The 21370-nt window shown below is 36.9% G+C and carries 22 protein-coding genes, 10 tRNA genes and 1 pseudogene (1 of these 33 running past the window's edge); 8 read left to right on the top strand and 25 right to left on the bottom strand.

All coding sequences use genetic code 11. From position 1 onward, the window contains the following. Window positions 1–734: 734 nt before the first annotated feature. Window positions 735–1496: a formate/nitrite transporter family protein gene (locus tag QK255_RS08460; protein WP_002292451.1), complete on the top strand. Its 762-nt coding sequence runs from the start codon at window positions 735–737 to the stop codon at window positions 1494–1496. A gap of 179 nt (window positions 1497–1675) precedes the next feature. On the opposite strand, the gene QK255_RS08465 is transcribed toward QK255_RS08460, so the two are convergent. After that, a complete protein-coding gene (locus QK255_RS08465) occupies window positions 1676–2098 on the bottom strand; it encodes a hypothetical protein (RefSeq protein ID WP_002292452.1) in 423 nt (140 codons plus the stop codon). 437 nt (window positions 2099–2535) lie between these two features. Between QK255_RS08465 and QK255_RS08470 the strand changes: the two genes are divergently transcribed. Together QK255_RS08470 and QK255_RS08475 are read left to right on the top strand one after the other, a co-directional pair. Further along, the gene (locus QK255_RS08470; protein WP_002292375.1) at window positions 2536–2730 is read left to right on the top strand and encodes a hypothetical protein; all 195 of its coding nucleotides are present in this window, start codon (window positions 2536–2538) and stop codon (window positions 2728–2730) included. Window positions 2731–2792: 62 nt separating this feature from the next. After that, complete coding sequence (locus QK255_RS08475; protein ID WP_002292376.1) at window positions 2793–3092, top strand: hypothetical protein; 300 nt, start codon at window positions 2793–2795, stop codon at window positions 3090–3092. Between the two features lie 99 nt (window positions 3093–3191). Here the strand turns inward: QK255_RS08475 and QK255_RS08480 are convergent, their stop codons facing one another. Further along, window positions 3192–3599 (bottom strand): GNAT family N-acetyltransferase, encoded by a 408-nt coding sequence (locus QK255_RS08480; RefSeq protein ID WP_002292377.1) that lies wholly within the window; start codon window positions 3597–3599, stop codon window positions 3192–3194. Window positions 3600–4000: 401 nt separating this feature from the next. Here QK255_RS08480 and QK255_RS08485 point away from each other — a divergent pair, with 401 nt between their 5' ends. Next, window positions 4001–5218 (top strand): IS110 family RNA-guided transposase, encoded by a 1218-nt coding sequence (locus tag QK255_RS08485; protein ID WP_002329089.1) that lies wholly within the window; start codon window positions 4001–4003, stop codon window positions 5216–5218. A gap of 225 nt (window positions 5219–5443) precedes the next feature. Here QK255_RS08485 and QK255_RS08490 read toward each other — a convergent pair whose 3' ends face one another. The 7 genes and pseudogenes from QK255_RS08490 to ulaG all read right to left on the bottom strand — a co-directional run bounded on the left by QK255_RS08490 (window position 5444) and on the right by ulaG (window position 11055). Then, window positions 5444–6154 carry an L-ribulose-5-phosphate 4-epimerase gene (locus QK255_RS08490; RefSeq protein WP_002292378.1) on the bottom strand — a complete coding sequence of 237 codons (711 nt, stop codon included), beginning with the start codon at window positions 6152–6154 and terminating at the stop codon, window positions 5444–5446. After that, window positions 6144–7004 carry an L-ribulose-5-phosphate 3-epimerase gene (locus QK255_RS08495; protein ID WP_283341525.1) on the bottom strand — a complete coding sequence of 287 codons (861 nt, stop codon included), beginning with the start codon at window positions 7002–7004 and terminating at the stop codon, window positions 6144–6146. Before QK255_RS08495 ends, QK255_RS08490 begins: the two co-directional genes overlap by 11 nt. A gap of 4 nt (window positions 7005–7008) precedes the next feature. Next, a pseudogene (locus QK255_RS08500) lies at window positions 7009–7649 on the bottom strand (3-keto-L-gulonate-6-phosphate decarboxylase UlaD). Window positions 7650–7663: 14 nt separating this feature from the next. After that, the gene (locus QK255_RS08505) at window positions 7664–7963 is read right to left on the bottom strand and encodes a PTS sugar transporter subunit IIB (protein WP_002292382.1); all 300 of its coding nucleotides are present in this window, start codon (window positions 7961–7963) and stop codon (window positions 7664–7666) included. 41 nt (window positions 7964–8004) lie between these two features. Further along, complete coding sequence (gene ulaA, locus QK255_RS08510) at window positions 8005–9489, bottom strand: PTS ascorbate transporter subunit IIC (RefSeq protein WP_002292383.1); 1485 nt, start codon at window positions 9487–9489, stop codon at window positions 8005–8007. A gap of 19 nt (window positions 9490–9508) precedes the next feature. Next, window positions 9509–9970, bottom strand: a complete 462-nt coding sequence (locus QK255_RS08515) for a PTS sugar transporter subunit IIA (RefSeq protein ID WP_002292384.1) — start codon at window positions 9968–9970, stop codon at window positions 9509–9511. A 17-nt stretch (window positions 9971–9987) separates the two neighbouring features. After that, window positions 9988–11055 (bottom strand): L-ascorbate 6-phosphate lactonase, encoded by a 1068-nt coding sequence (gene ulaG / locus QK255_RS08520; RefSeq protein ID WP_002292386.1) that lies wholly within the window; start codon window positions 11053–11055, stop codon window positions 9988–9990. A 217-nt stretch (window positions 11056–11272) separates the two neighbouring features. On the opposite strand from ulaG, the gene QK255_RS08525 reads away from it, so the two are divergent. Beyond that, a complete protein-coding gene (locus QK255_RS08525; protein WP_283341526.1) occupies window positions 11273–12043 on the top strand; it encodes a DeoR/GlpR family DNA-binding transcription regulator in 771 nt (256 codons plus the stop codon). Window positions 12044–12150: 107 nt separating this feature from the next. Here the strand turns inward: QK255_RS08525 and QK255_RS08530 are convergent, their stop codons facing one another. After that, window positions 12151–12501 carry a PTS sugar transporter subunit IIB gene (locus QK255_RS08530; RefSeq protein ID WP_283341527.1) on the bottom strand — a complete coding sequence of 117 codons (351 nt, stop codon included), beginning with the start codon at window positions 12499–12501 and terminating at the stop codon, window positions 12151–12153. Between the two features lie 170 nt (window positions 12502–12671). Here QK255_RS08530 and QK255_RS08535 point away from each other — a divergent pair, with 170 nt between their 5' ends. The 3 genes from QK255_RS08535 (at window position 12672) to QK255_RS08545 (ending at window position 16388) form a co-directional block, all read left to right on the top strand. Continuing rightward, window positions 12672–13442 (top strand): MurR/RpiR family transcriptional regulator, encoded by a 771-nt coding sequence (locus tag QK255_RS08535; RefSeq protein WP_002292390.1) that lies wholly within the window; start codon window positions 12672–12674, stop codon window positions 13440–13442. A 169-nt stretch (window positions 13443–13611) separates the two neighbouring features. Next, a complete protein-coding gene (gene malX / locus QK255_RS08540; protein ID WP_047927865.1) occupies window positions 13612–15180 on the top strand; it encodes a maltose/glucose-specific PTS transporter subunit IIBC in 1569 nt (522 codons plus the stop codon). 11 nt (window positions 15181–15191) lie between these two features. Then, window positions 15192–16388, top strand: coding sequence for a MalY/PatB family protein (locus QK255_RS08545; RefSeq protein WP_025477503.1), 1197 nt, complete (start codon window positions 15192–15194; stop codon window positions 16386–16388). 89 nt (window positions 16389–16477) lie between these two features. Here QK255_RS08545 and QK255_RS08550 read toward each other — a convergent pair whose 3' ends face one another. The 15 genes from QK255_RS08550 to QK255_RS08620 all read right to left on the bottom strand — a co-directional run. Next, entirely contained in the window at window positions 16478–17305 is an 828-nt protein-coding gene (locus QK255_RS08550; protein WP_002292394.1) for a helix-turn-helix domain-containing protein, read from the bottom strand. 131 nt (window positions 17306–17436) lie between these two features. Further along, complete coding sequence (locus tag QK255_RS08555) at window positions 17437–17955, bottom strand: kinase (RefSeq protein ID WP_235043196.1); 519 nt, start codon at window positions 17953–17955, stop codon at window positions 17437–17439. A gap of 85 nt (window positions 17956–18040) precedes the next feature. Then, window positions 18041–18439: a cytidine deaminase family protein gene (locus QK255_RS08560; protein WP_002292397.1), complete on the bottom strand. Its 399-nt coding sequence runs from the start codon at window positions 18437–18439 to the stop codon at window positions 18041–18043. Between the two features lie 188 nt (window positions 18440–18627). Continuing rightward, a complete protein-coding gene (locus QK255_RS08565; RefSeq protein WP_002309692.1) occupies window positions 18628–18888 on the bottom strand; it encodes a hypothetical protein in 261 nt (86 codons plus the stop codon). 24 nt (window positions 18889–18912) lie between these two features. After that, window positions 18913–20217 (bottom strand): PTS sugar transporter subunit IIC, encoded by a 1305-nt coding sequence (locus tag QK255_RS08570; RefSeq protein ID WP_002292399.1) that lies wholly within the window; start codon window positions 20215–20217, stop codon window positions 18913–18915. Between the two features lie 267 nt (window positions 20218–20484). After that, window positions 20485–20569 (bottom strand) — tRNA-Leu (locus tag QK255_RS08575). 15 nt (window positions 20570–20584) lie between these two features. Beyond that, a tRNA-Gln gene (locus tag QK255_RS08580) sits at window positions 20585–20656 on the bottom strand. Window positions 20657–20665: 9 nt separating this feature from the next. Continuing rightward, window positions 20666–20738, bottom strand: a tRNA-His gene (locus QK255_RS08585). A 61-nt stretch (window positions 20739–20799) separates the two neighbouring features. Then, window positions 20800–20884: transfer RNA gene (locus QK255_RS08590), tRNA-Leu, on the bottom strand. Between the two features lie 20 nt (window positions 20885–20904). Beyond that, window positions 20905–20975: transfer RNA gene (locus tag QK255_RS08595), tRNA-Cys, on the bottom strand. Between the two features lie 45 nt (window positions 20976–21020). Then, a tRNA-Gln gene (locus QK255_RS08600) sits at window positions 21021–21092 on the bottom strand. An 11-nt stretch (window positions 21093–21103) separates the two neighbouring features. Continuing rightward, window positions 21104–21176, bottom strand: a tRNA-His gene (locus QK255_RS08605). A 2-nt stretch (window positions 21177–21178) separates the two neighbouring features. Further along, a tRNA-Trp gene (locus tag QK255_RS08610) sits at window positions 21179–21252 on the bottom strand. Window positions 21253–21258: 6 nt separating this feature from the next. Further along, window positions 21259–21339: transfer RNA gene (locus QK255_RS08615), tRNA-Tyr, on the bottom strand. Window position 21340: 1 nt separating this feature from the next. Continuing rightward, window positions 21341–21370, bottom strand: a tRNA-Phe gene (locus tag QK255_RS08620) (it continues 46 nt past the right edge of the window).

The raw sequence follows: 21370 nt of genomic DNA on the forward strand, positions 1-21370 counted from the left end.
AAATATCCGATTAATTATTTGTGCGACAAAAAAAGGTGGTGACAAAGATATGTCACCACCTCAGACTGTAGACAAAGAAAAAAATTTCTTTGTTCTACAGTTTTTTTGTTTATTCTCACTTACCTAGCACCACGTATACCATACTATAGCAATCATCATCCCACTTCTTTGTCTTTTGAAATACTACGTTATTTCTTTTTATTAACGAAAAATAATAGCACTAAACAGACCAAAATAGTTATGACTCTCAACGCGGGAGTAAACAGCAAGGCTATCATTAAATTAGCAAGTTCATTGACGATTGAGGAATTTGATTCGTATAATACAAATAAAGGTTCTGCAAATAACTTCACATGTCTATAAACAAATTATATAAATAAATATACAGTTAATCCTAAACCAATTATGGTGATATTTTTTCTCTCCTATAATAATTTTTTCAGTTATTCATTTCCTTTTTTATAAAAAATATAGATTTTTTTAAAGTAATAATATGCTATAATTTCAAGAAAATTTACAGGAAATTTGATAACTGATATTATTTACTTTTTGACCACCATATACATAACTTTTATTTTTGTTTCTTTTTTAGAATCCAATGTGATTAAATAAAAATTTTTACAATAATATGCACATATAAATAATAAGATGATATAATCAACAAGAAAAATGTGAATTTTTTCACTATATTTCATCACATGAAAATTCATTAAGAAAGTAGGCGTCGAAGTATCATGCACACACCAGAAGAAATTATGGAAATCAGTATTCATCTTGGAGCAAAAAAAATACAAAAACCTATCTTAGCTAAACTGATTTTAGGGTTTATCGGAGGAGCCATGATTTCTCTAGGTTATTTGGCATACGTACGTGTCTCTGCTTCTATCCCAGAATCTATGGCTAGCTTGACTAGTTTAGTTGGTGCCTCGGTTTTCCCTATCGGTCTGCTGGTCATCCTTCTTGGCGGTGGTGAATTGATCACCGGAAATATGATGGCTGTGGCGATTGCCTTTATGGATAAAAAAGTCACCTTCTCACAGCTAGTTAAGAATTGGTCAGTGATTACTTTTGCAAATATTATTGGGGCAATTTTCGTAGCCTACTTCTTTGGACATTTTGTTGGTTTAACTCATTCAGGTGTCTATCTCGACCAAGTGATCCATATTGCTGATCATAAAATCGCTGTTTCTTGGTGGCAAGCATTAGGGTCTGGAATAGGTTGTAATTGGTTTGTTGGTTTAGCATTATGGTTATCATATGGGGCAAAAGATGCGGCCGGCAAAGTATTAACGATTTGGTTTCCAGTCATGATTTTTGTGGCAATCGGTTTCCAACATAGTGTGGCCAACTGTTTTGTGATACCTGCTGCCATATTTGAAGGTCAAGCGACTTGGTTAGAATTTCTCTCGAATTTTATCCCTGTTTATATTGGAAATATTATTGGCGGAGCTATTTTTGTTTCAGGTTTTTATTACGTTAGTTATAAACATCATTGAAATCCACATAAGATGTTATCCGAATGATTAAGAAGCTTATCCATTTTTATTATTAGAATCTTCTCTAAGCTAAAAAATAGTTTCTTGATCATTCAGATAATAATTTATACAGTATTTATTTATCTCCTCCCTGTTCCTCTCCACTAACTATTTCTTAGAAAAAGATATCAATAAAATTTCTATTCTAAAGTTTGCTTATGTGCTTTAACCCGCCAAGCACTTTCTATGTCTGCTATCCCACCCCCGATATAAACTGTATCAGTATCTACTTCAGAAATATAAAATTCCCTTTTATCCGTTGTTCCATAAATGCTTATCTTTCCATTTTCATTTTCATAATTATAGATGCTATAAATTGTTTCCTCTTCCTTGTTTTCTGTCTTCTTCTTTTTTACTTTGATCTGGTCACTTGTAATCTCGATATCGAATCTAGTATCTTCTTCATGATAAAACCAATGTCCTGACAGCCTATCTGCTCTATCTAATTGTTTTTGTGTAAGAGATATTTTTTTAGGTATGCTTGTTTGACCTTCTGTAGTAGCTGTACAGCCACTCAATATAGTGATACAACCAATTAACAGAACATAAAATATTTTTATCATTATTATAGAACCTACTCTCTTTTCTTAAGATAGAAACATGACTTTTAAAATGGTGATCGTCCTCTTCTGATATTACAGATACTGCTAATTTTTTTACTTAATAATATGCGAAAAAGAAAAGCAATAACCAAAATAAATAGTTATAGTCTTATTTTAATTTATTATATTTAACGATTAACTAATAATTTTTAAATGATATTATTTTACAAAGTACGTTTAGAGATAGCTTTTGTCTATTGATTATTTAAAACAAGTGATTCAATAAAGCAACAGATTCTATCCGTTTTTATTATATGTATTATTCAAATTAGTTATATCGAGTGAAAAAAACTTTTAAATTGATTCTTTTTATTTATCATAAAGATATAGATACATAATCATTTTCGCTTACATATATTTGAATATGAACTAAAAACAGCAAGAAAGAAGATGATCAAATGTATTATGTAGAAGTAAAAACAAAAGGTGTCAAAAACAAACAATATGTGAAAGGCATGAGTAATGAGTATCCTTTACTTGGTTCATGGAAAGAAGCAGCACCTTTTTCCAAACCATGTGCCATAAAAATAAAGAGCGAGCTGGAAAAAGAACTGACTTGCGGCAAAGCAGTTGTAACCATCATCGAAAAGTAACAGTGCAAAAACTAATGAATGACTTATTCCAACACTTAAGCCGTATAGAAAGGAAGCAAAATATGGATTATACTGTTGAGTTTGACAGTGAACTATTGGAACAATTTCCGCAAGAGGTACATCTCGCATACAAAAAAACTATTTCTAAAAAAGTCATAGAGCATGTAGACCATAATTTTTTTCGTATAAAACCAATACGAACACGCTCGGCAAAGGGAATATATGAAATGAAAGTCAATATTGATAAAAAAAATTATCGTATAGCATTTTCTTTTAAAAAAAATCATGTATTCATTTTTTATATTAGTCCAAATGTACAAAAAATAGTATTTGATAAAGAAGTGAATAAAAAAATAAAATAGACGAGGATAGGAGGATAGATTGAGTGATACTTGAATCTATCCTCCCATTTTTTTCTTTTTACGTTATACATAGTATTTGTCATTACCAAAAAGACCCTCTTATCTTCTAGTATCCTTTATATAAGAAACAGCATCCATTTCTTTTACTTGAACAAATCCTACTGATTCATAAAATTTTTTTGTTTTCTCAGTATCATCTGTCAATAATTCGATTTGGACTGGTCCATAACTGGTGATCTTCTCCAAAGCTTCATTCAAAAGCGCTTTGCCTATTCCTTGGCGCTGATACCTCGGATGAATGAGGATATCTTGAATAAATGCGATCGTCGCAAAATCAGTGATCCAACGAACGACTCCGATAATCTTCTCTTCTCCATTACGCTTTACCAGAGATTCAGATTGTTCAAATGCTCTAGCTAACCTTGCAGTGTCTTTTGTGTAATGCGTCCAACCAACGCTCTTATATAATTCAGAAATCTCATCGATCATAAGGGAATCAACATTCATTTTTTTCTTCCTTTCTTATACAATTCTCCCTCTAATAATACAATTCTTTGACTATTTAATCTATCACGTATAACGCTCCTGTAAAGATTCTCTCAATTCCTTAAAATTCCTCTTTCCTTTTAGAATGCATCCTTTTTGATAAATAAAACATACTAAGATTAGAGGGGAACATCATTGACGAATGATGTTCTCCTCTATTTTCTATTTTTAGATTATAGTGAAGAGTGAAAGAAAGTTCGAACAAAGCCTTGAGGACTACGAGTCCCTATCAAAAACCGAACTTCTTTACTGTCATTTTAGAATCAGGTTTACGTATGTTGGGGCCATGAGCCCGTGTATAGGAAATTGGAATCGAAATGAAGCAGTAAAGTTCTTTCAAAACTTAAAAAGGAGGAATACAAATGCCTTACATTCTTGCATTAGATGTTTCAATGGGACACAGCTACAGTGTCCTATACAAAGACGACACCTGCTTATTTGAAGACGAGATCGAACACACTCAAAGAGGATTTCATGCATTACTCGAAGAGATCCAGCACTTGCCTGAACGTCCATTGATTGTTTTTGAAGCAACGGGGATTTATTCCAGACCAGTCGAAAAGTTCTTTCAAGATCATCACTTTTCTTACTGTTTGTTAAACCCGTTAGAAGCGAAAAAACAGATGGAAGAAAGCACCTTACGCAGTTGGAAAACAGATAAATCGGATGCCCACCGGCTCGCACAGACTCATCTTAAAAATCAACGTCAGCCAAAAGAAGTACAAAGCAATTTTTACTTAGAGATGCGCGATTTAGCCCGTTTTTATCAAGAGATTGAGAAGAAAATCACTCGTCTGCGCATGGATTTACACAACTGCCTTCAGTTGACTTTTCCAGAGCTTGAACAGTTCTTTTCAAACAGGCTGACCCCTTACGCATTGACATTGATCCGTCTTTTTCCCCATCCAGATTTTGTATTGGCATCTACTCGGACAAAAATAAAAAATAAACTAATCAACGAAACACGGAAAAAAATCTCCGCGAATCGTGCCGAGCAAAAGGCAGATCAAATCATCCACTATGCACAGTGTGCCTACCCAGCTGTTGAAAAAGACAGTATCCACTGTCAAAAAACGATTTATTACGCCGAACTTCTCCAAGATTTACTCGAACAAAAAGAAGCACTGGCGACACAAATGATCAAAAAAGCCGAAGGCTCTCCTTGCTTTTTGTTGTACCAAACGTTCCCTGGGATCGGCGCACTCACAGCCGCTTTATTGCTCGGTGAATTAGGAGATATCACACGATTTAAAACCCATAAACAATTGAATGCCTTTGTCGGAATTGACATCCGACGGTATCAATCAGGTAAGTATACTGGCCAAGACCGCATCAATAAGCGTGGTAATCCCAAAGCACGGAAAATTATTTTCTTCACCATTCGAAATATGATTCGCCAGCAACGCGCAGCTCCTAATCATATTGTCGATTATTACTACAAATTAAAAAAGCAACCTATCCCTAAGAAAGATAAGGTTGCCACAGTTGCTTGTATGAACAAGCTTCTGAAATGTATGCACGCTATGGTTAGGGCACATACAGAGTACGACTATGCGTACGCGGTCTCAGTGGACCATTAACTAAACCACTTACAGTATACCACTTCTTTGCCCAGATCGAAAATTTTTTACGAACGAGGCTTTATTTGGTGTGCCTTGATTTTGTCGCTTTCGTTTATGAGCTATTTTTCTTACACCTTTTACTTGACTAATCGTAGGAAAAAGGTTGTGATAAATTTTCTTCACAACCTCTGTTTCTCTCTATCAAGTATTATCTTTTAATTTTCTACCCTTACCCTAGCATCTCTATTGCCCATAGTATGCATGCTTTCCGTGTTTTCGAAAATAATGTTTATCTAGCAAATATTGTGGGATTTCACCTATATTTTGGTTGATCAACTCGTTTTCTTTAGCCATCAAACAAATTTCATCTAAAATCAGGCTATTTTCTACTGCTTCTATAGGTGAGTGTCCCCAAGTGAATGGTCCATGTCCATAGACAAGTACTCCAGGTACTTCGTTTGGCTCTAAATTTCTTTCCTTAAACGTCTTGACAATCACATTCCCTGTATGAACTTCGTAAGCTTCTTTTACTTCTTCTTTCGTCAATTGGCGTGTACAAGGAATCTTTCCATAAAAAGCATCAGCATGGGTCGTGCCATAAGCTGGCAAATCTCGGCCTGCTTGCGCCCACATGACAGAGTGAGTAGAATGAGTATGAGTAACAGCAGTTACATCTTCAAAAGCTTTGTATAAAACAACATGGGTAGGCAGATCTGAAGATGGTTTCAAGCTGTCTTCTTCTATTATATTTCCTGACAAATCTGTTACAACCATTTGATCTGCTTGCATGCGTTCATATCGGACACCGCTTGGCTTAATAACGATGACTCCTAGCTCACGGTCCACTTCACTCACATTGCCCCAAGTCAATTTAACTAATCCGTATTGCGGCAATGCCAGATTTGCTTCAAAGACACGTTGCTTCATTGCTGCAATTTTTTCTTCACAAGACATCATAACCAGCCTCCTTCAATTTAGAACTTAAGTAGTCTTTTGCCTGCTGGATTTCTCTTCGAAAGTCTTGACTTTTTTCACTCCACATTTCGATCAGGAATGTTCCATCATAATCTAAACGTTTCAAATGTCTCAATAATCCAAGAAAGTCAACGCATCCGTTACCAAAAGTAACATCACGAAACTGACCTGAATATTCTTTTGTTACAGGATACGTGTCTTTTAAGTGGATAGCAGTGATATAATCGATCCCTTTCTCAAGTTCTCGAGTCGGATTATTTTCCGGCCATGCGGACAAATTGCCTAGGTCTGGATATACTTGTAGAAAAGGGGAATGAATCTGTTCTTTGATTTCTAAAAATTTTGAAATGGAGTTCATAAATGGATCATCCATGATTTCCACGGAAAGAATGATGCCATATTTAGAAGCTTCCTTTACGCTTTCTTTTATTCCTTCGATAAAGTCTTCTCTGGAATTCATTGATTTCTCTTCATAATAAACATCGTATCCAGCTATTTGGATTACTTTGACGCTTAGATTATGCGCCAAATGGATTGCTTTTTTCATTAGTTGTTTCGCTGCTTTTTTCTTTTCTGGATCAGCAGAACCAAACGGAAATCGCCGATGCGCACTTAAACAAATCGAATGGATACGTACACCAGAGCTAAACATCTCTTCTCTCAGCTCAGCTATCTTTTCTTCAGACCAATCTAATCGTGCTAACCGCTCATCCGTCTCATCAATCGACATCTCGATAAAATCGAAGTCCATTTCTTTTACAAGGGAAAAACGTTCTTTCCATGAAATATCTTTGGGTAATGCTTTTTCATAAATCCCGATTTGAGCCATTTCCTTACCCCCAGATACGAATGATCTCATCTTTGAAACATTGTGTGCAGCCTTCATTGGATCTTCTGCTGCTGTAATCCCCCGACCCGCGATAAAGGTATACACATCGATTCCTTCAAACAATTGTAATGTGTTTGGATTTAATCCACCAGTTACAGAAACATTGAAGCCTAGTTCAATCAGTTTGCTGACCTTCGACAAATCTTTTTCACCCCAAGCTTCACCAGATAAGAGTGCATCACGGCTTTGGTGGTAGATTACCTGTCGGATTCCGATGTTATACCAATCCTTGGCTTGCTCAAAAGTCCAATTGCCATAGAGTTCTACTTGTAATTCGCCTATCTCTTTTTGTGCTGCCTTCATCGTTGGCATTGTTGCACAGCAAATGACTGTCATCCAATCTGCTCCTGCATTAGCCACATTTCTTGCTACTGTTCCTCCAGCATCTGCACATTTCGTATCAGCGACCAGTTTTTTGTCTGGAAATATACTGTGAATACAGCGAATCGCTTTTTGTCCTTCCTGTAAGCAAAGGATCGTTCCCACTTCAATAATATCTACTACATCACCGACTTTCATAACATCGCCTAATGCATGTTCTAAGTCATTGTGATCTAACGCAATTTGTAGATTCGGCCTGCTCATCTTGGTTCCTTCTTTCACTTGTTTTTTTGATACCATGTTGTTTCAGCAAATTTTTCACTGATTTCTTTGGCGGACATCACATTTTTGATACCGATAACTGTAACGCCTTTTTTCTCTGCCTGAGTAAACATATTCAAAAAATTGACTGGTGTAAAAACGACATCATATTGACTGGCTGAGCTTTTTCCCTCTGAAATAGCACAATGATGAATCTTGGTAATTGGTATATTTAGTTCTTTCATTGCTTTTTCTACACTTCTCATCATCATCAAGCTGGTTCCTGATCCATTTGCACACGATACTAAAATTCTCATCCTAATCCCTCCATTATGAGTGTTGTCTAATCAGATTTCTTTTATGCTTTCTGCTTTTCTGCATATTTTTCATAATCTTCTACAATCAAGAAATACCCTTCAGGATTTTTCCGATATTGTAACTGCGGAATAGCCAATAGACCAATGACGACTACGACGATTCCAGCATAACCTAGGACTTTCATGACTACTGTAAATAATGGCCAAGCTGTCGCCCAATCGAACATCCCAATATAACCACCGTATGTTGACATCCCGATCCATGTAGCGAATAATGCTGAACCGCCTACTTGTATGATTCCAGAAAGAAACGGGAATAGACAGGCAGCTTTGAATCCACCTCGGTTATTGGCATAAACTGCTATAACAGCATTATCAAAGAACAATGGAATGAAACCGGCTATGACGATCGTTGGTGATTTCAATAAAATCAGTAAACCAATCATCAAAAACTGGCCCAAAGCACCAAACAAAAATCCAATCGTTACCGCATTTGGCGAACCAAAGCCAAAAGTAGCGGCTACATCAATTCCTGGAACAGCTCCTGGTAAAATCGTGTTTGAGATTCCTTGAAAAGATTGAGTTAGTTCATCGACGAAAGTCCGAACACCTAATTGCAAGATTGCCAGATATACCGCAAAATTCAAGGAAGTCGTCATAATGTAGAATAAGAAACTCTGCCCCTCTTGCATGAATTGCGCTTGAATCAAATAATCTTTGCCTAGTACAATCAGAATGATCCCAAAGAAAAATAGCATGAGCAACGAAGTAGCAACCATATTCTCATTAAATATCGATAGGAATCCTGGTAATTTGATATCTTCGATTTTCTTGTCTTGCTTGATCAATCGATTTTTCTTTTCATCCCGCTTTTTCATCCATTCAGCTAGCTTAGCAAAAATAAAGATTCCGAACATTTGCTGATGTGCCACCGCAAATCCGGCACCTTCTGTCAATTCCTGCGTGATCCCTACTGTTAAGTTAGAAGCTACTGCCCAATAACACCCTAAAATCAATCCCATAAATATCAATACTTGTATCCTGCCTAGATCAGGAAAGCAAAACAGTAAAATCCAAAAAGCGGTCGCTGCTTGCTGGACCTGAACATTTCCGGTCGTGAAAACGAATCGCAGTTTCGTATATTTCTGAAAACGAACTAACAAAATATTTAAAACAAATGCAATCAGTAATAGAATCATCACATCTCCAAAGGTACGGCCAAATGTCTCCATTAATCCAGCATCCACAGCATTTTGTCCAAAATAAGGATCTGTAACCATAGCATCCAGATTAAACCGTTCTTTCAGTCCAACCAAGATTGGCCGAAAATTTTTGACCAAACCACCAGAGCCAACAGTCAAAATAAAGTAGCCAACCGTTGCCTTTAAGAATCCAGCGATGCATTCATGAAGTGGGCGTTTCAGCAAAATATAGCCTAATAACACGATAAAACCAATCAGGTACGCTGGCTGCGTCAAGATATTTGTTGCAAAATACGTCCAAATGCTTAACAAAAATTCCCCCATCTTTTTTCTCCTCTATCAATTAATTATATTCCGCCATCACAACTTGGTAATCATCGATGGAGTTCGTAGAGATGAGACGCTCAACCAATCCATCTGTCATTAATAATTCGGATAATTTTTGGATATTTTCTGGGTGTTCTTCTGGATTTTTTGCTGCGAGTGTAAAAAACAAACTGGCCGTTTTCTCCTCATTCTCCCCTTCACTTTCAAAACGGACTGGCTGCTTCAACTTGGTAAATGAAATAGCCGTTCCAAAAACTCCCTCACTTTTTTCTGAAGAATGCGGCATGGCTACTTGAGGTGCAATCACAATATAAGGTCCATATTTTTCTACACAATGAATGATTTCTTCAACATACGTTTGATCAATGATGTTCTTATCAATCAATACACGACAGCTTTCGGCGATAGCTTCACGCCAATCCGTGATTTCTTTATCTGGGTAATGGATCAATTGATGGTCAAAAAAGTATTTCAGCAAGAAACTTCCCTTCTTTCTTATAAAAACGACGGAAACGGTGTATCATTTTCAATCGAGAAGACATCTTCAAATCCGCGATAAAAATTAAACTCAAGATCATCTTTGTTTGTCGGATAGATGAATTTCCCGCCTACTTGCCAGATATAAGGTTTAAACCCATACTGTAAGCGATCCTTCTTGAATTTCCAAATTTCAGTAATCTCTTTAGGATCAGCCATAAAATTAGACCAAATATCGTAGTGGACAGGAATCACTACTTTTGCATTCAATGACTCCGCCATGCGCAGCATATCAACAGAAGTAACTTTGTCTGTTATCCCTCGTGGGTTTTCACCGTAGGCTCCTAAGCAGACATCGATTTTGTGGTCATTGCCATGTTTGGCAAATAAATTGGAATAATGTGAATCTCCTGCGTGATAAAGAGTACCTCCTGATGTTTCGAATAAATAATTTACTGCTATTTGATCCATCTCCTGAGGCATTTTTCCTTTCAATACTTCTTCCGGATCTCCACAAGTAACCAACGCTGTCCGATCAAACGCTTCTAAAGCTACTACATTGATATCTTTGATTTTGACCGCATCACCTGGTTTCACGATAATCGTTTTTTCTTCAGGGATCCCCCATTTTTGCCACGTGCGAACCACTTCTTTTGGTCCAATGAATATTGCTTCAGGACAATTTTGATGAACGGCTGCAGCTGTGTGGATATCTAGATGATCGGAATGGATGTGTGTGACGATTAAAGCGTCTACATTTTTTATTTCAAAAGGATCGATTACGAAAGGCTGAGTCCGTAAGTTAGGCTGCATCTTTTGAACACCGCTCATACGCATCATCTGATGCCCTTTTTTCATCATGCCATTTCCATGACTGCGTTTTCCCGTTCCACACCATAGATCACATAAGATATTCGTTCCTTCATGACTTTTCAGCCAAATGCCCGTACAGCCTAGCCACCACATAGCAAAAGTTCCAGGTTCCACTACCTCTGATTCGATTTCCTCGTTCAAATACGTACCCCATTCTGGAAATGTTTCTAATATCCACTTTTCTTTTGTCACTTCATTCACCGTTTTGCTCATTTGCTTGCTCCCCCCATATCATTCTTACGACTTACAAGTAAATCTTAATGCGTAACCGCATGCATGAAAACCCTTTTATATGACTGTTTGTCTTTTATATGATTTTCTTTTAAAGATTAATGATCGTTTCAGTATAATAAAGACAGATATGAATATTTAAATGAACAACTAATCAAATAAATCCATGGATCAAGATGACCTTCAGGAGGCAACAGTCATGAAAAACTCACTTGTCAATATTGAAAAACGGCAAAAAGATATTTTGGAACTACTTCAGCAAACCGAACAATTGTCAACTTTTGAATTAGCTGAATCTCTGGATGTATCTATTAGTACGATACGCAGAGATTTAAATTTATTAGAAGAAAAAAACGAGATCATCCGCAATTACGGTTATTGTTCTTATAATTACAAAAACCAGACTGATTTTGATCAATCTGGTCCTGAAAGGATTAAACAAGCGATTGCCAGAGAAGCTAGTAAATACATTAGCGATTATGATACATTGTTTATTAATTCTAGTTCGTCTGCATTGAAAACACTGGATTTTCTTCAATCTAACCATTTGACCGTCGTTACAAACAACGTAAAAATCAACTATTCTCCTCACAAAGATAATTGCAGTTATATTTTAACTGGCGGAGAGATGCGCTTCCCAAAAGAAGCACTGGTGGGCGATATCGCATTAAATACGATTTCTTCAATCAATGCAGACATTTGTATCATTGGTTGCAGCGGGATTGATGTCGCACATGGGGTCACAACGAAAATATTGAATGAATCAACAATCAACGAAATGATGGTCAACCAGACAATCAAATGTAAGATTCTAGTTGCTGATCATCGAAAAATCGGACTGACATCAAAGTTCAAGATTGCTGATATTTCAGTCTTTGATTATTTGATCACTGATAAATTTTGCTCTGAAAAATTATTAGACGAAATCAAAAATATGGGGACAAAAATCATCCAAGTAGATTCATTTTAAGAATTATGTTTGTTTGCGTAAAAAAACTCTGCTACATTCAAAATTATCATTTGAACATAGCAGAGACTTCTTAAAACGCTAAAATGGAGGAACAATCAAAATTTGATTTAATCATCCATTTTACTAACTATTTTCTCCACATCCAAAGTTCCGTATTCTTCCTTAGATATTACGAAAACAGGTATTTCAGGGAACTGACTTTCTATTTTATCTTTTGCGTATTCAAGTAAAGGAGTGAGCAATAAGATGTCTGCTCTCTTTGCTTCTTTATCTATTTGGCTAGAATCATATACTTTGACTGACACATTTTTTTGCTCTTTTTGAAAGAAATGTGTCAATTTTCTTTCTAAACGTTGCGTTTGCAAAAGTCCATCAGAAGAAATCAAACTGAATGTCATATCGAAAAGAAAGATCTTCTTTGGACTTTGTTCAGCAATCATGGACTTGTTAAGTTTCATTGGTTATCTTCCTCTCTTTTGTCTTTAGATCATCCCAGTATTTTACTAACTTTTATTATATATACATTTTTGTGAAAGCGCTATATAATAAGTTAGATTATTATCTAAACTCAACAGAGATATTTGGTTACGAATGCTATTTTTGTTAAATATTGAAAGGAGTACCATCCATGTTAAGCAATAGTTTGATTGCTTTACTAGAAAAGAAGCGTTCCTCGTTAAGTAAAATCGAAAATGAAATATTGGATTATATATTGCTCCATTTGTCTGATATTGGAACAAAAACGATTTATGAAGTATCTGATGATTTATTTGTCTCAACTGCTACTATCTCCAGAACGGCTAAACATTTAGGTTATCAAGGTTTTAAAGAGTTGAAATACGCCATCGATCAATCCATCCATGTAGAGGAACAGGAAGGAAATAGCCGAAGCTTTCAAACAATCACGAACCAGATCACTTCAAATGTTACAGAAACGTTCCATCAAATGAGCGAAGAAAAGGCCAAACAAATGATGACATTGATCCATCAATCGAATACTATTGAAGTTTTTGGATTAGGAGGAAGCTTCCCTATTTGTACAGATTTTGCTCGAAAACTGACTTTTTTAGGAAAAAAAGCTTTTGCTCGTTCAGACTGGGATGAACAAGAAGCAGCTGTAAGTAATTTAAATCAGGAAGACTTAGCTATTTTCGTCAGTTTCACAGGAGAAACAAAAGGCATCCTCTCCTATGCCCAGATTGCTCAAAGACAACAAGTCCCTATCATCAGCATTATTTCAACCAAGGGAAGTAACTTGGAAAAATTATCGACGATTTCCTTATTTGCAAAGGGAACGACTCGCTATCACCACAGTGTCGATTTAAGTTCAAGAATTTCTGTCATTTGTTTATTTGATACAGTACTCTTGATGTATGCAGACCAAATGAAAAACAATTAGCTATAATTTGTTGCTATTTCTAGTGAAACAGCTTACTCAATCATGTATGAGGATACAGAATATCTGTCTCCTCTTTTTTATTTCCTTTAGTTAGCTATAATAAACCTATCAATGAAAACGCAATCATTTTTTGAAGATCTTAAAACTACTAAGAGATGGAGGAAGAAAAATGGATACAAAGAAAAAGAAATCGACCTTTTGGGAGTTCTTTCAAGGATTGGGAAAGACTTTTATGTTGCCGGTTGCTTTGTTGGCTTTCATGGGTATTCTTTTAGGGTTAGGTAGTTCATTTTCCAGTGAATCAATGATCCAGACTTTACCGTTTTTAGGATATCCAGCAGTTAAAGCAGTGTTCCAATTCATGTCTGCTATTGGCGGTTTTGCCTTTACCTACTTGCCAGTCATGTTTGCCATGGCCATTCCATTAGGATTAGTTCGTAAGGAAAAAGGTGTGGCCGCTTTCTCTGGATTCGTCGGTTACACTGTCATGAATTTAGCCATCAATTTTTACTTAGTCCTGACAAATCGTTTAGTTGATGCCGACCACTTGCGAGAAGCTGGACAAGGAATGGTTTTTGGTATCCAGACGATCGAAATGGGTGTTCTTGGAGGGATCATTGCTGGAATCATCGTTTATAAGTTGCATAACAGGTTTTATACTGTTCAGTTACCAGATAGTTTCGCCTTCTTCTCAGGGGCTCGTTTTGTACCGATTATCACTTCTCTAGTTTTAGGGGTTGTTGGTTTGATCATCCCCTTGATTTGGCCTTTATTCGCTATGGTCATTATGGCTATCGGCCAGCTAATCCAACGTTCAGGAATATTTGGTCCCTTCTTATTCGGCTCAGGGGAACGACTGCTTCTTCCATTCGGGCTTCATCATATTCTAGTTTCGATGATACGCTTTACTGAAGCTGGTGGTTCGGCGATTATAGATGGGAAGGAAGTATTTGGTGCACTGAATATCTTTTATGCAGAATTGCAAAACAATTTGCCTATTTCGCCAAGTGCAACTGCCTTTTTATCACAGGGAAAAATGCCTACATTTATTTTTGGACTGCCTGCAGCAGCATTAGCTATGTATCGTACCGCAGCACCACAAAATCGACATAAAATCAAAGGATTGTTGATTTCAGGTGTGATTGCGACAGCTGTGACCGGAATCACAGAACCAATCGAATTTTTATTTTTATTCATTAGTCCGTTATTATGGCTCTTCCATGTCGTCATGACTGGTCTAGGTTTTATGGTCATGGCATTATTAGGTGTAGTAATCGGGAATACAGATGGTGGAATCTTAGATTTTGTGATTTTTGGTCTACTCCAAGGTAATGACACAAAATGGTGGTGGGTATTAATAATCGGTGCTTTGTGGTTCGGTATTTACTATATTGTCTTCAAAACAGTAATCATAAAATTGGATTTAAAAACACCTGGGCGTGACAAGACAGTGGATGAAACAGAATATACCGATCAAGAAGTGAACTTTCATAAAACAGGCGGATACGATGCAAAAGGAATTTTAGCAGCACTTGGCGGTCAAGAAAACATCCAATCTTTAGATAATTGTATTACACGTTTACGTTTAGTTTTAGCAGATGCAGATATCGTAGATGATGAAAAGTTAAAACAACTAGGAGCATTAGGTGTGGTCCATCTCGATCATCAAAACGTCCAAGTGATTATCGGAACAAAAGTCACAACTGTTCGCAATCAGCTTGATACGATTTTAGGATAAAAAGATAGAAGGTGAAATTTGTGACATTTGATACCGCTATAAATAGAAAAGGAACGTACTGTACACAGTGGGACTACGTTGAAGACCGATTTGGAGAAGCTGATTTACTCCCTTTTACGATTTCTGATACAGATTTTATGGTCCCCGAAGAAGTACTTGAAACTTTGAAAGAAAGAATGAACCATCCAGTATTTGGTTATACCCGCTGGAATCATCATGAATTAAAAGAAGCAATTAAACAGTGGTATCAATCCCGTTTTGACACACTACTGGAAGAAGAATGGATCATGTACACTCCAACAGTTATCTATGCAGTATCTATCCTTATTCAAATGCTTACTAAAAAAGGGGAAGGAGTGGTTTTACAAACGCCAGCTTATGATGCTTTTTTTAAAGTCATCCAAGACAATGACCGACTTCTAGTCGAGAATCCTTTGATCTATGAAGAAAGTCAGTACCGGATCGATTTTACGGATTTAGAAGAGAAATTAGCCATGCCAGAAAACAAAGTACTACTTCTCTGCTCTCCTCACAACCCAACCGGAAGAGTATGGAAACAATGGGAATTAGAAAAAATTGTGGCTTTGTGCCGTCAGTATTCTATATTTTTAATATCTGATGAGATACACATGGACATTTTAGGACGAGGACAAACGCATATACCTATCACACACTTCAATTATGAACAAGTGGCGATTGTCACCAGCGGTACAAAAACATTTAACTTCCCTGGATTGACATTTGCCTATGCGTTGATACCGAATCTTGGGTTACGTGAGCATTTTCAAAGAAAGTTAAAAAATGCGGATGGGTTATCTTCTACCAATATTTTCGGTATGTTAGCGACAATGAGTGCCTATCGGTATTGCAGTCATTGGGTGGATGAACTGAATCATTATCTTGAAAGCAATCAGCGGTATGTAAAAGCATTTATCCAGGAAAAACTGCCAGATGTAAAAGTTGTCGATCTTGAAGCAACCTATTTGATGTGGCTGGATATATCCAAAGCTGTATCAGCTATTCCTCTTTTAAGAGAGAAGCTGATTTCTGTAGGCAAAGTGGCGATTATGGATGGATCGATTTACGGCGGAAACGGTCATCAATTTTTACGATTGAATATCGGCTGTCCGAAATCGAAATTAGTAGATGGACTAGATCGTATGTTGAAAAGTTTTGAAGCGGCGGCTGCAATCGAAATTAAGCCATAATAAAAGAGATGTGACAAAAGTTTTTGTCACATCTCTTTTTTTTCGAATCAACGGTGTTCTTAAAGTTATACACTTTTGTCATGACCTCTTTATTTAAGGTCGTTTTCGATCACTTTCACCGCGTGATCATTCCCGTTGAAACATGCTACTTTTTTGGCATCCATATATCTTTCTAAATAATCGTCTTCTCCTAGTTGCTTATGGCAAAAAGCAATTTCATAAAGCAAGTATTCCAATGAATGGGTCGATTTATGTTTCTTATTGTATTCGATCCCCTTCTCGCACAACTGGATTGCTTTTTCATAGTTCTCGATTTTGCTGTAATAGGTAGCGATATTATAATATACGGCACAGACCATCAGATTATCAAAATCAGTATCATTCAAGATTTTAAGCGTACGTTCCACATACACTTTTGCAAAGTCTAATTCTCCTTTTGACAAATAGATCATGGCCACATTTGCAGCTGCTTGTAAATGATGGATATCTGTTTCGGTCGTTTGTTCCAACACTTGATTGAAATAAAACAATGCTGCATCTTCTTTTTTTGCATAAAGATGATCAAGCAGTCCTTGATAAAACAAGATTTGGTTTAAAAGATCAGAATTGCTTACTTTTTTCTGATCAATCGTTTGTAAAATTTCATAAGATTCTTTGTACTTCGATACAGCATTCAACGATTGAATCTCACTTAATTTTTTTCTGATCTTGTCTTCTTCTGTTTCCACTAATATATCGGAGATCTCGACATTCAACTTTTTGCAAAGCGCACTTAGGATGTTGATACCTGGTGACATATTCTTGTTTTCGATATTGCTGACAGTTGCCTGTTCGCAAATACCTTCTGCTAATTGTACTTGGGTTAACCCCTTTTTCTTTCGGTATTCTTTCAGTAATGCTCCATCTACTTTTATCAAAACAATTTCCTTCCCTTTAAAAAATTATTTCTCCTTTATATCATACACAAAAAAAAGTTCTAAACAACCATAATTGTTTAGAACAGAATAAAAATTTTAATTTTTATCACCAATTATTTCTTGATAAAAAATCAACTGTCTACCTGCAGATCAATCTCCTGAAGTATTTTCTCTATCATTTCTTGTTGACTTAATTCGGCAGTCAGTATCTTCTCATTAGGCAATCCAAGTATATCATGCTCCAACCACCAATCCGCCATTTGTTCTGCACCAAATTCTTTTGACATCTTTCTCTGGCTGTGACGTCTCAGCGTTTCTTCAAAAGAAAGATCGTAATAATAAGCAAATACATTTCCTTGAAAGCTCTCATACAGGTCCATAAGCATCGCTTTGTAGATTTTTGTGCTCATGATCCCCTCAACAAGGACTAAATCAAATCTGTCTTTTCCAAATTCTGCCAACTGACGGATCAAATCTGGTGTAGGATTTCCTATTTTATCTTTGACATTCAACATTCCTCTTCTCACTTCATCTTGAGAGATTCGCATCACCTTCCCCATAGGAAAATGATTTTGAATAGCTTTAGCTGTCATTGTTTTCCCACTTGCTGAATTTCCTCTTAATATGACTAGCTTCCCATGATACTGCATCTCCTTGTATACCGATAATCATTCATCCAACATCATTAAACCTTCTGTTGATTGAAAATAAAAAGAGAATCTGTTTGTATAAAAATCATTCTGATCTGTGGTAAGCATATGGAATGAGATCCGTAATTTTGATTTTTTTAGCCCCCTCTTCTGTTGAGACAATGATCTCACAATCAGGTGCATACTCCAATATAAACTGTCGGCAATTCCCACATGGAGAATAGATCATGTCAGAATGATCTCCACCCACAGCTACGATACACTCAAAATCACGTTCACCACGACTGATTGCTGTCCCTAACGCAATGATTTCTGCACATGCCCCATGATTCGAATAAACATTCACACCAGTATACACATTACCGTTTGTGCAACGTACTGCAGCTCCTACTGTATGATTGAAAGACACCAAATCAATATTTGATTTAATGACTTCGGTTGCAGCATCCACTAATTCTAAATCCATTGTTGATAAATCGCTCATTTTTATCTCCTTCTTTCTGCCAAATCGGTTAAAGCAATCATAAACTTTATATAAAAAAACATCAATGGCAGAACGGAAAGAAAAGAAACGACTCAGTTAGTATGGAGTATGGTCTATTGTTCTTGATACAACGGTAAAAAAGCAAGCTTGCATTTACAAGCCTGCTTTTGGAACATTTAAAACTTCGATTAAAGCTTCGATGTGACAAACCACCTATGCTGCTCGATCATAAAATTGATAGCAAAAATTCCACAAAGTATATATGTACCCCATGATAATAAAACATTCATCTGCGGTAAAATGATCTTTGGAAGAATCACAATCAAAAATGATGCCAGAGCCCAAACCCAACGATTGATGTGAACGTGACGCATAGCCAGCATATTCAACATAAGTTGGCTTATCGTTAATAAAAAGATAAAAACAAAAAATAAAATCAGCCAATACATTGTTTTCCACCTCTGAAATCAGACTTAAGCAGTTTGTATTTCGTTATCTCCACTATTATTTTGTTCATCTGACAACATCTTTTTATCATAAGCTTTTACAAATGGATAATAGATGATAAATGCTATCAGTGTGTTGATCACGATCAAAACAACCACACGCCAGTCATTTCCTGCTGAGAGATAGCCGCCGATTGGTGCTGGTAATGTCCATGTTGGCAACACAGTAAATCCATTGACCATTTCTAATTTAACTGCAAAATAGCTGACAATAGTCAAAACTAAAGGAACTAAGTTGAATGGAATGAACATGTAAGGATTCAACATCATAGGAGCTCCAAAAATCATCGGCTCATTGATATTGAAGATACCAGGAATAATGGAAAAGCGACCAACTTCTTTTAAGAATTTTGATTTACAAAAGAATAAAAACAAAACTGATACCACAATCGTGGCTCCTGCACCGCCAATCGTAACTGTCCATTGATAAAACTGTTCAGGAGCAATATAAGGCAATTTGGTAGCAGCTGTACCATCTGCTAACGCCTTCGCATTCTCATCCAACATAATCAGCCACATTGGACGAACGACAGCCCCTACGATACTCATGCCATGGATCCCAAATGACCACAACAAATGGATCAAAAACATCGGTAATAAAACACCAAGCAGATTATTCCCTAAAATATTGGTTAAAGGCTCGAATAACGATAACAAGGCAGCGTTTACATCAAAGCCCGCGACGCTTCGAATCAACCAAGTCGTTGTTAAAATCACTGCACCAGGAATCAATGCCTCAAAACTACGGGCAACAGCAGGTGGTACTTGTTCTGGCATTTTGATAGTAATATTACGCTTTTTAAAGAAACGATACACTTCCACTGCAAAAATCATGGATAGGATCCCGGCAAACATCCCAGATGCTCCTAAAGAACTCATCGGTAAGACCCAGCCAAGAGGTGCCTCTTCAGGTGTTAAAACGTTTACAGGAACTTGTAACATAAAGAACGTCCCTAGTGATAATATACCACCCGTCACACTATCCAACCCATATGATTTAGCTAGATCCGAACCCATAACAAAAGTTGCGTAAATAGCCATTAATCCCATCGTAATCCTGAAAGGTAAAACGATCGTTGCCGAATAAGGGGCAATAAATTCATTCCACCCAGGAAACGGTAAATTGATGAAAACCATAAAAAATGTACCAATCAAAATCAATGACAGTGTTGAAACAACCCCATTACGAATTGCCAATAAATGTCGCTGTGTACCAATTTTTGCCATTGGTGGGACAAGTTTTTCCTCAACCCATTTCATCAGCTTTTCCACTAAAACCACTCCTTTTCAATAAAATAGAAAGCATTCACTGCATGATGAAGCAAAGAATGTTCATAATTAATTATATAATTATGAAATTTTATTTCAATATATTTTAGTAGAAAATATTATTATTTTTTAATACAGGTTCTTTTTTCTATACAAAAAAATTTTTCAAACCTAATAAACTTTACTGTTCCTATACTGATCTATGGGTTTATAAAATAGTATTTAAATAAAATAAAAAACCTTGAAATTAAATTTCAAGGTTTTTCGTAATACCGGCGGCCGGGGTCGAACCGGCACGTCCTCAACGGACACTGGATTTTGAGTCCAGCGCGTCTGCCAATTCCGCCACGCCGGCAAATTAAAAGAATAACTGGGGTAGCTGGATTCGAACCAACGCATGAGGGAGTCAAAGTCCCTTGCCTTACCGCTTGGCTATACCCCAAGAATAAAGGGCGAATGATGGGAATCGAACCCACGAATGCCGGAGCCACAATCCGGTGCGTTAACCACTTCGCCACATTCGCCATCATAAAAGATGTTATTTAATTTCTCAATAAAAAACTAAGATGAAGACATCTTAGTCAATACCGGCGGCCGGGGTCGAACCGGCACGTCCTCAACGGACACTGGATTTTGAGTCCAGCGCGTCTGCCAATTCCGCCACGCCGGCAAGTTGATTTATTAGTACTAAGGCGGTAACCGGATTTGAACCGGTGATGAAGGTTTTGCAGACCTCTGCCTTACCACTTGGCTATACCGCCATTATACTATTATCAATCTATAAAATAAAGAATAAATTATAGAAACTGGGGTAGCTGGATTCGAACCAACGCATGAGGGAGTCAAAGTCCCTTGCCTTACCGCTTGGCTATACCCCAAGAATAAAAAGGGCGAATGATGGGAATCGAACCCACGAATGCCGGAGCCACAATCCGGTGCGTTAACCACTTCGCCACATTCGCCATGGCAGGGGCAGCAGGAATTGAACCCACACTAACGGTTTTGGAGACCGCTGTTCTACCTTTAAACTATGCCCCTATAAAATGGAGGAGAGTGGATTCGAACCACTGAACCCTAAGGAACGGATTTACAGTCCGTCGCGTTTAGCCACTTCGCTACTCCTCCATGGTGGCGCGGGACAGAATCGAACTGCCGA

The organism is Enterococcus sp. ZQ21 (assembly GCF_030053755.1).
Lineage (GTDB): Bacteria > Bacillota > Bacilli > Lactobacillales > Enterococcaceae > Enterococcus_B > Enterococcus_B lactis.

What these genes read in the sequence shown, in the direction of transcription:
- QK255_RS08460 (WP_002292451.1), top strand. Translation starts at nt 735, where the DNA reads ATGCACACACCAGAAGAAATTATGGAAATCAGTATTCATCTTGGAGCA.
- QK255_RS08465 (WP_002292452.1), bottom strand. Translation starts at nt 2,098, where the DNA reads ATGATAAAAATATTTTATGTTCTGTTAATTGGTTGTATCACTATATTG.
- QK255_RS08470 (WP_002292375.1), top strand. Translation starts at nt 2,536, where the DNA reads ATGTATTATGTAGAAGTAAAAACAAAAGGTGTCAAAAACAAACAATAT.
- QK255_RS08475 (WP_002292376.1), top strand. Translation starts at nt 2,793, where the DNA reads ATGGATTATACTGTTGAGTTTGACAGTGAACTATTGGAACAATTTCCG.
- QK255_RS08480 (WP_002292377.1), bottom strand. Translation starts at nt 3,599, where the DNA reads ATGAATGTTGATTCCCTTATGATCGATGAGATTTCTGAATTATATAAG.
- QK255_RS08485 (WP_002329089.1), top strand. Translation starts at nt 4,001, where the DNA reads ATGCCTTACATTCTTGCATTAGATGTTTCAATGGGACACAGCTACAGT.
- QK255_RS08490 (WP_002292378.1), bottom strand. Translation starts at nt 6,154, where the DNA reads ATGTCTTGTGAAGAAAAAATTGCAGCAATGAAGCAACGTGTCTTTGAA.
- QK255_RS08495 (WP_283341525.1), bottom strand. Translation starts at nt 7,004, where the DNA reads ATGGCTCAAATCGGGATTTATGAAAAAGCATTACCCAAAGATATTTCA.
- QK255_RS08505 (WP_002292382.1), bottom strand. Translation starts at nt 7,963, where the DNA reads ATGAGAATTTTAGTATCGTGTGCAAATGGATCAGGAACCAGCTTGATG.
- ulaA (WP_002292383.1), bottom strand. Translation starts at nt 9,489, where the DNA reads ATGGGGGAATTTTTGTTAAGCATTTGGACGTATTTTGCAACAAATATC.
- ulaG (WP_002292386.1), bottom strand. Translation starts at nt 11,055, where the DNA reads ATGAGCAAAACGGTGAATGAAGTGACAAAAGAAAAGTGGATATTAGAA.
- QK255_RS08525 (WP_283341526.1), top strand. Translation starts at nt 11,273, where the DNA reads ATGAAAAACTCACTTGTCAATATTGAAAAACGGCAAAAAGATATTTTG.
- QK255_RS08530 (WP_283341527.1), bottom strand. Translation starts at nt 12,501, where the DNA reads ATGAAACTTAACAAGTCCATGATTGCTGAACAAAGTCCAAAGAAGATC.
- QK255_RS08535 (WP_002292390.1), top strand. Translation starts at nt 12,672, where the DNA reads ATGTTAAGCAATAGTTTGATTGCTTTACTAGAAAAGAAGCGTTCCTCG.
- malX (WP_047927865.1), top strand. Translation starts at nt 13,612, where the DNA reads ATGGATACAAAGAAAAAGAAATCGACCTTTTGGGAGTTCTTTCAAGGA.
- QK255_RS08555 (WP_235043196.1), bottom strand. Translation starts at nt 17,955, where the DNA reads ATGCAGTATCATGGGAAGCTAGTCATATTAAGAGGAAATTCAGCAAGT.
- QK255_RS08560 (WP_002292397.1), bottom strand. Translation starts at nt 18,439, where the DNA reads ATGAGCGATTTATCAACAATGGATTTAGAATTAGTGGATGCTGCAACC.
- QK255_RS08565 (WP_002309692.1), bottom strand. Translation starts at nt 18,888, where the DNA reads ATGTATTGGCTGATTTTATTTTTTGTTTTTATCTTTTTATTAACGATA.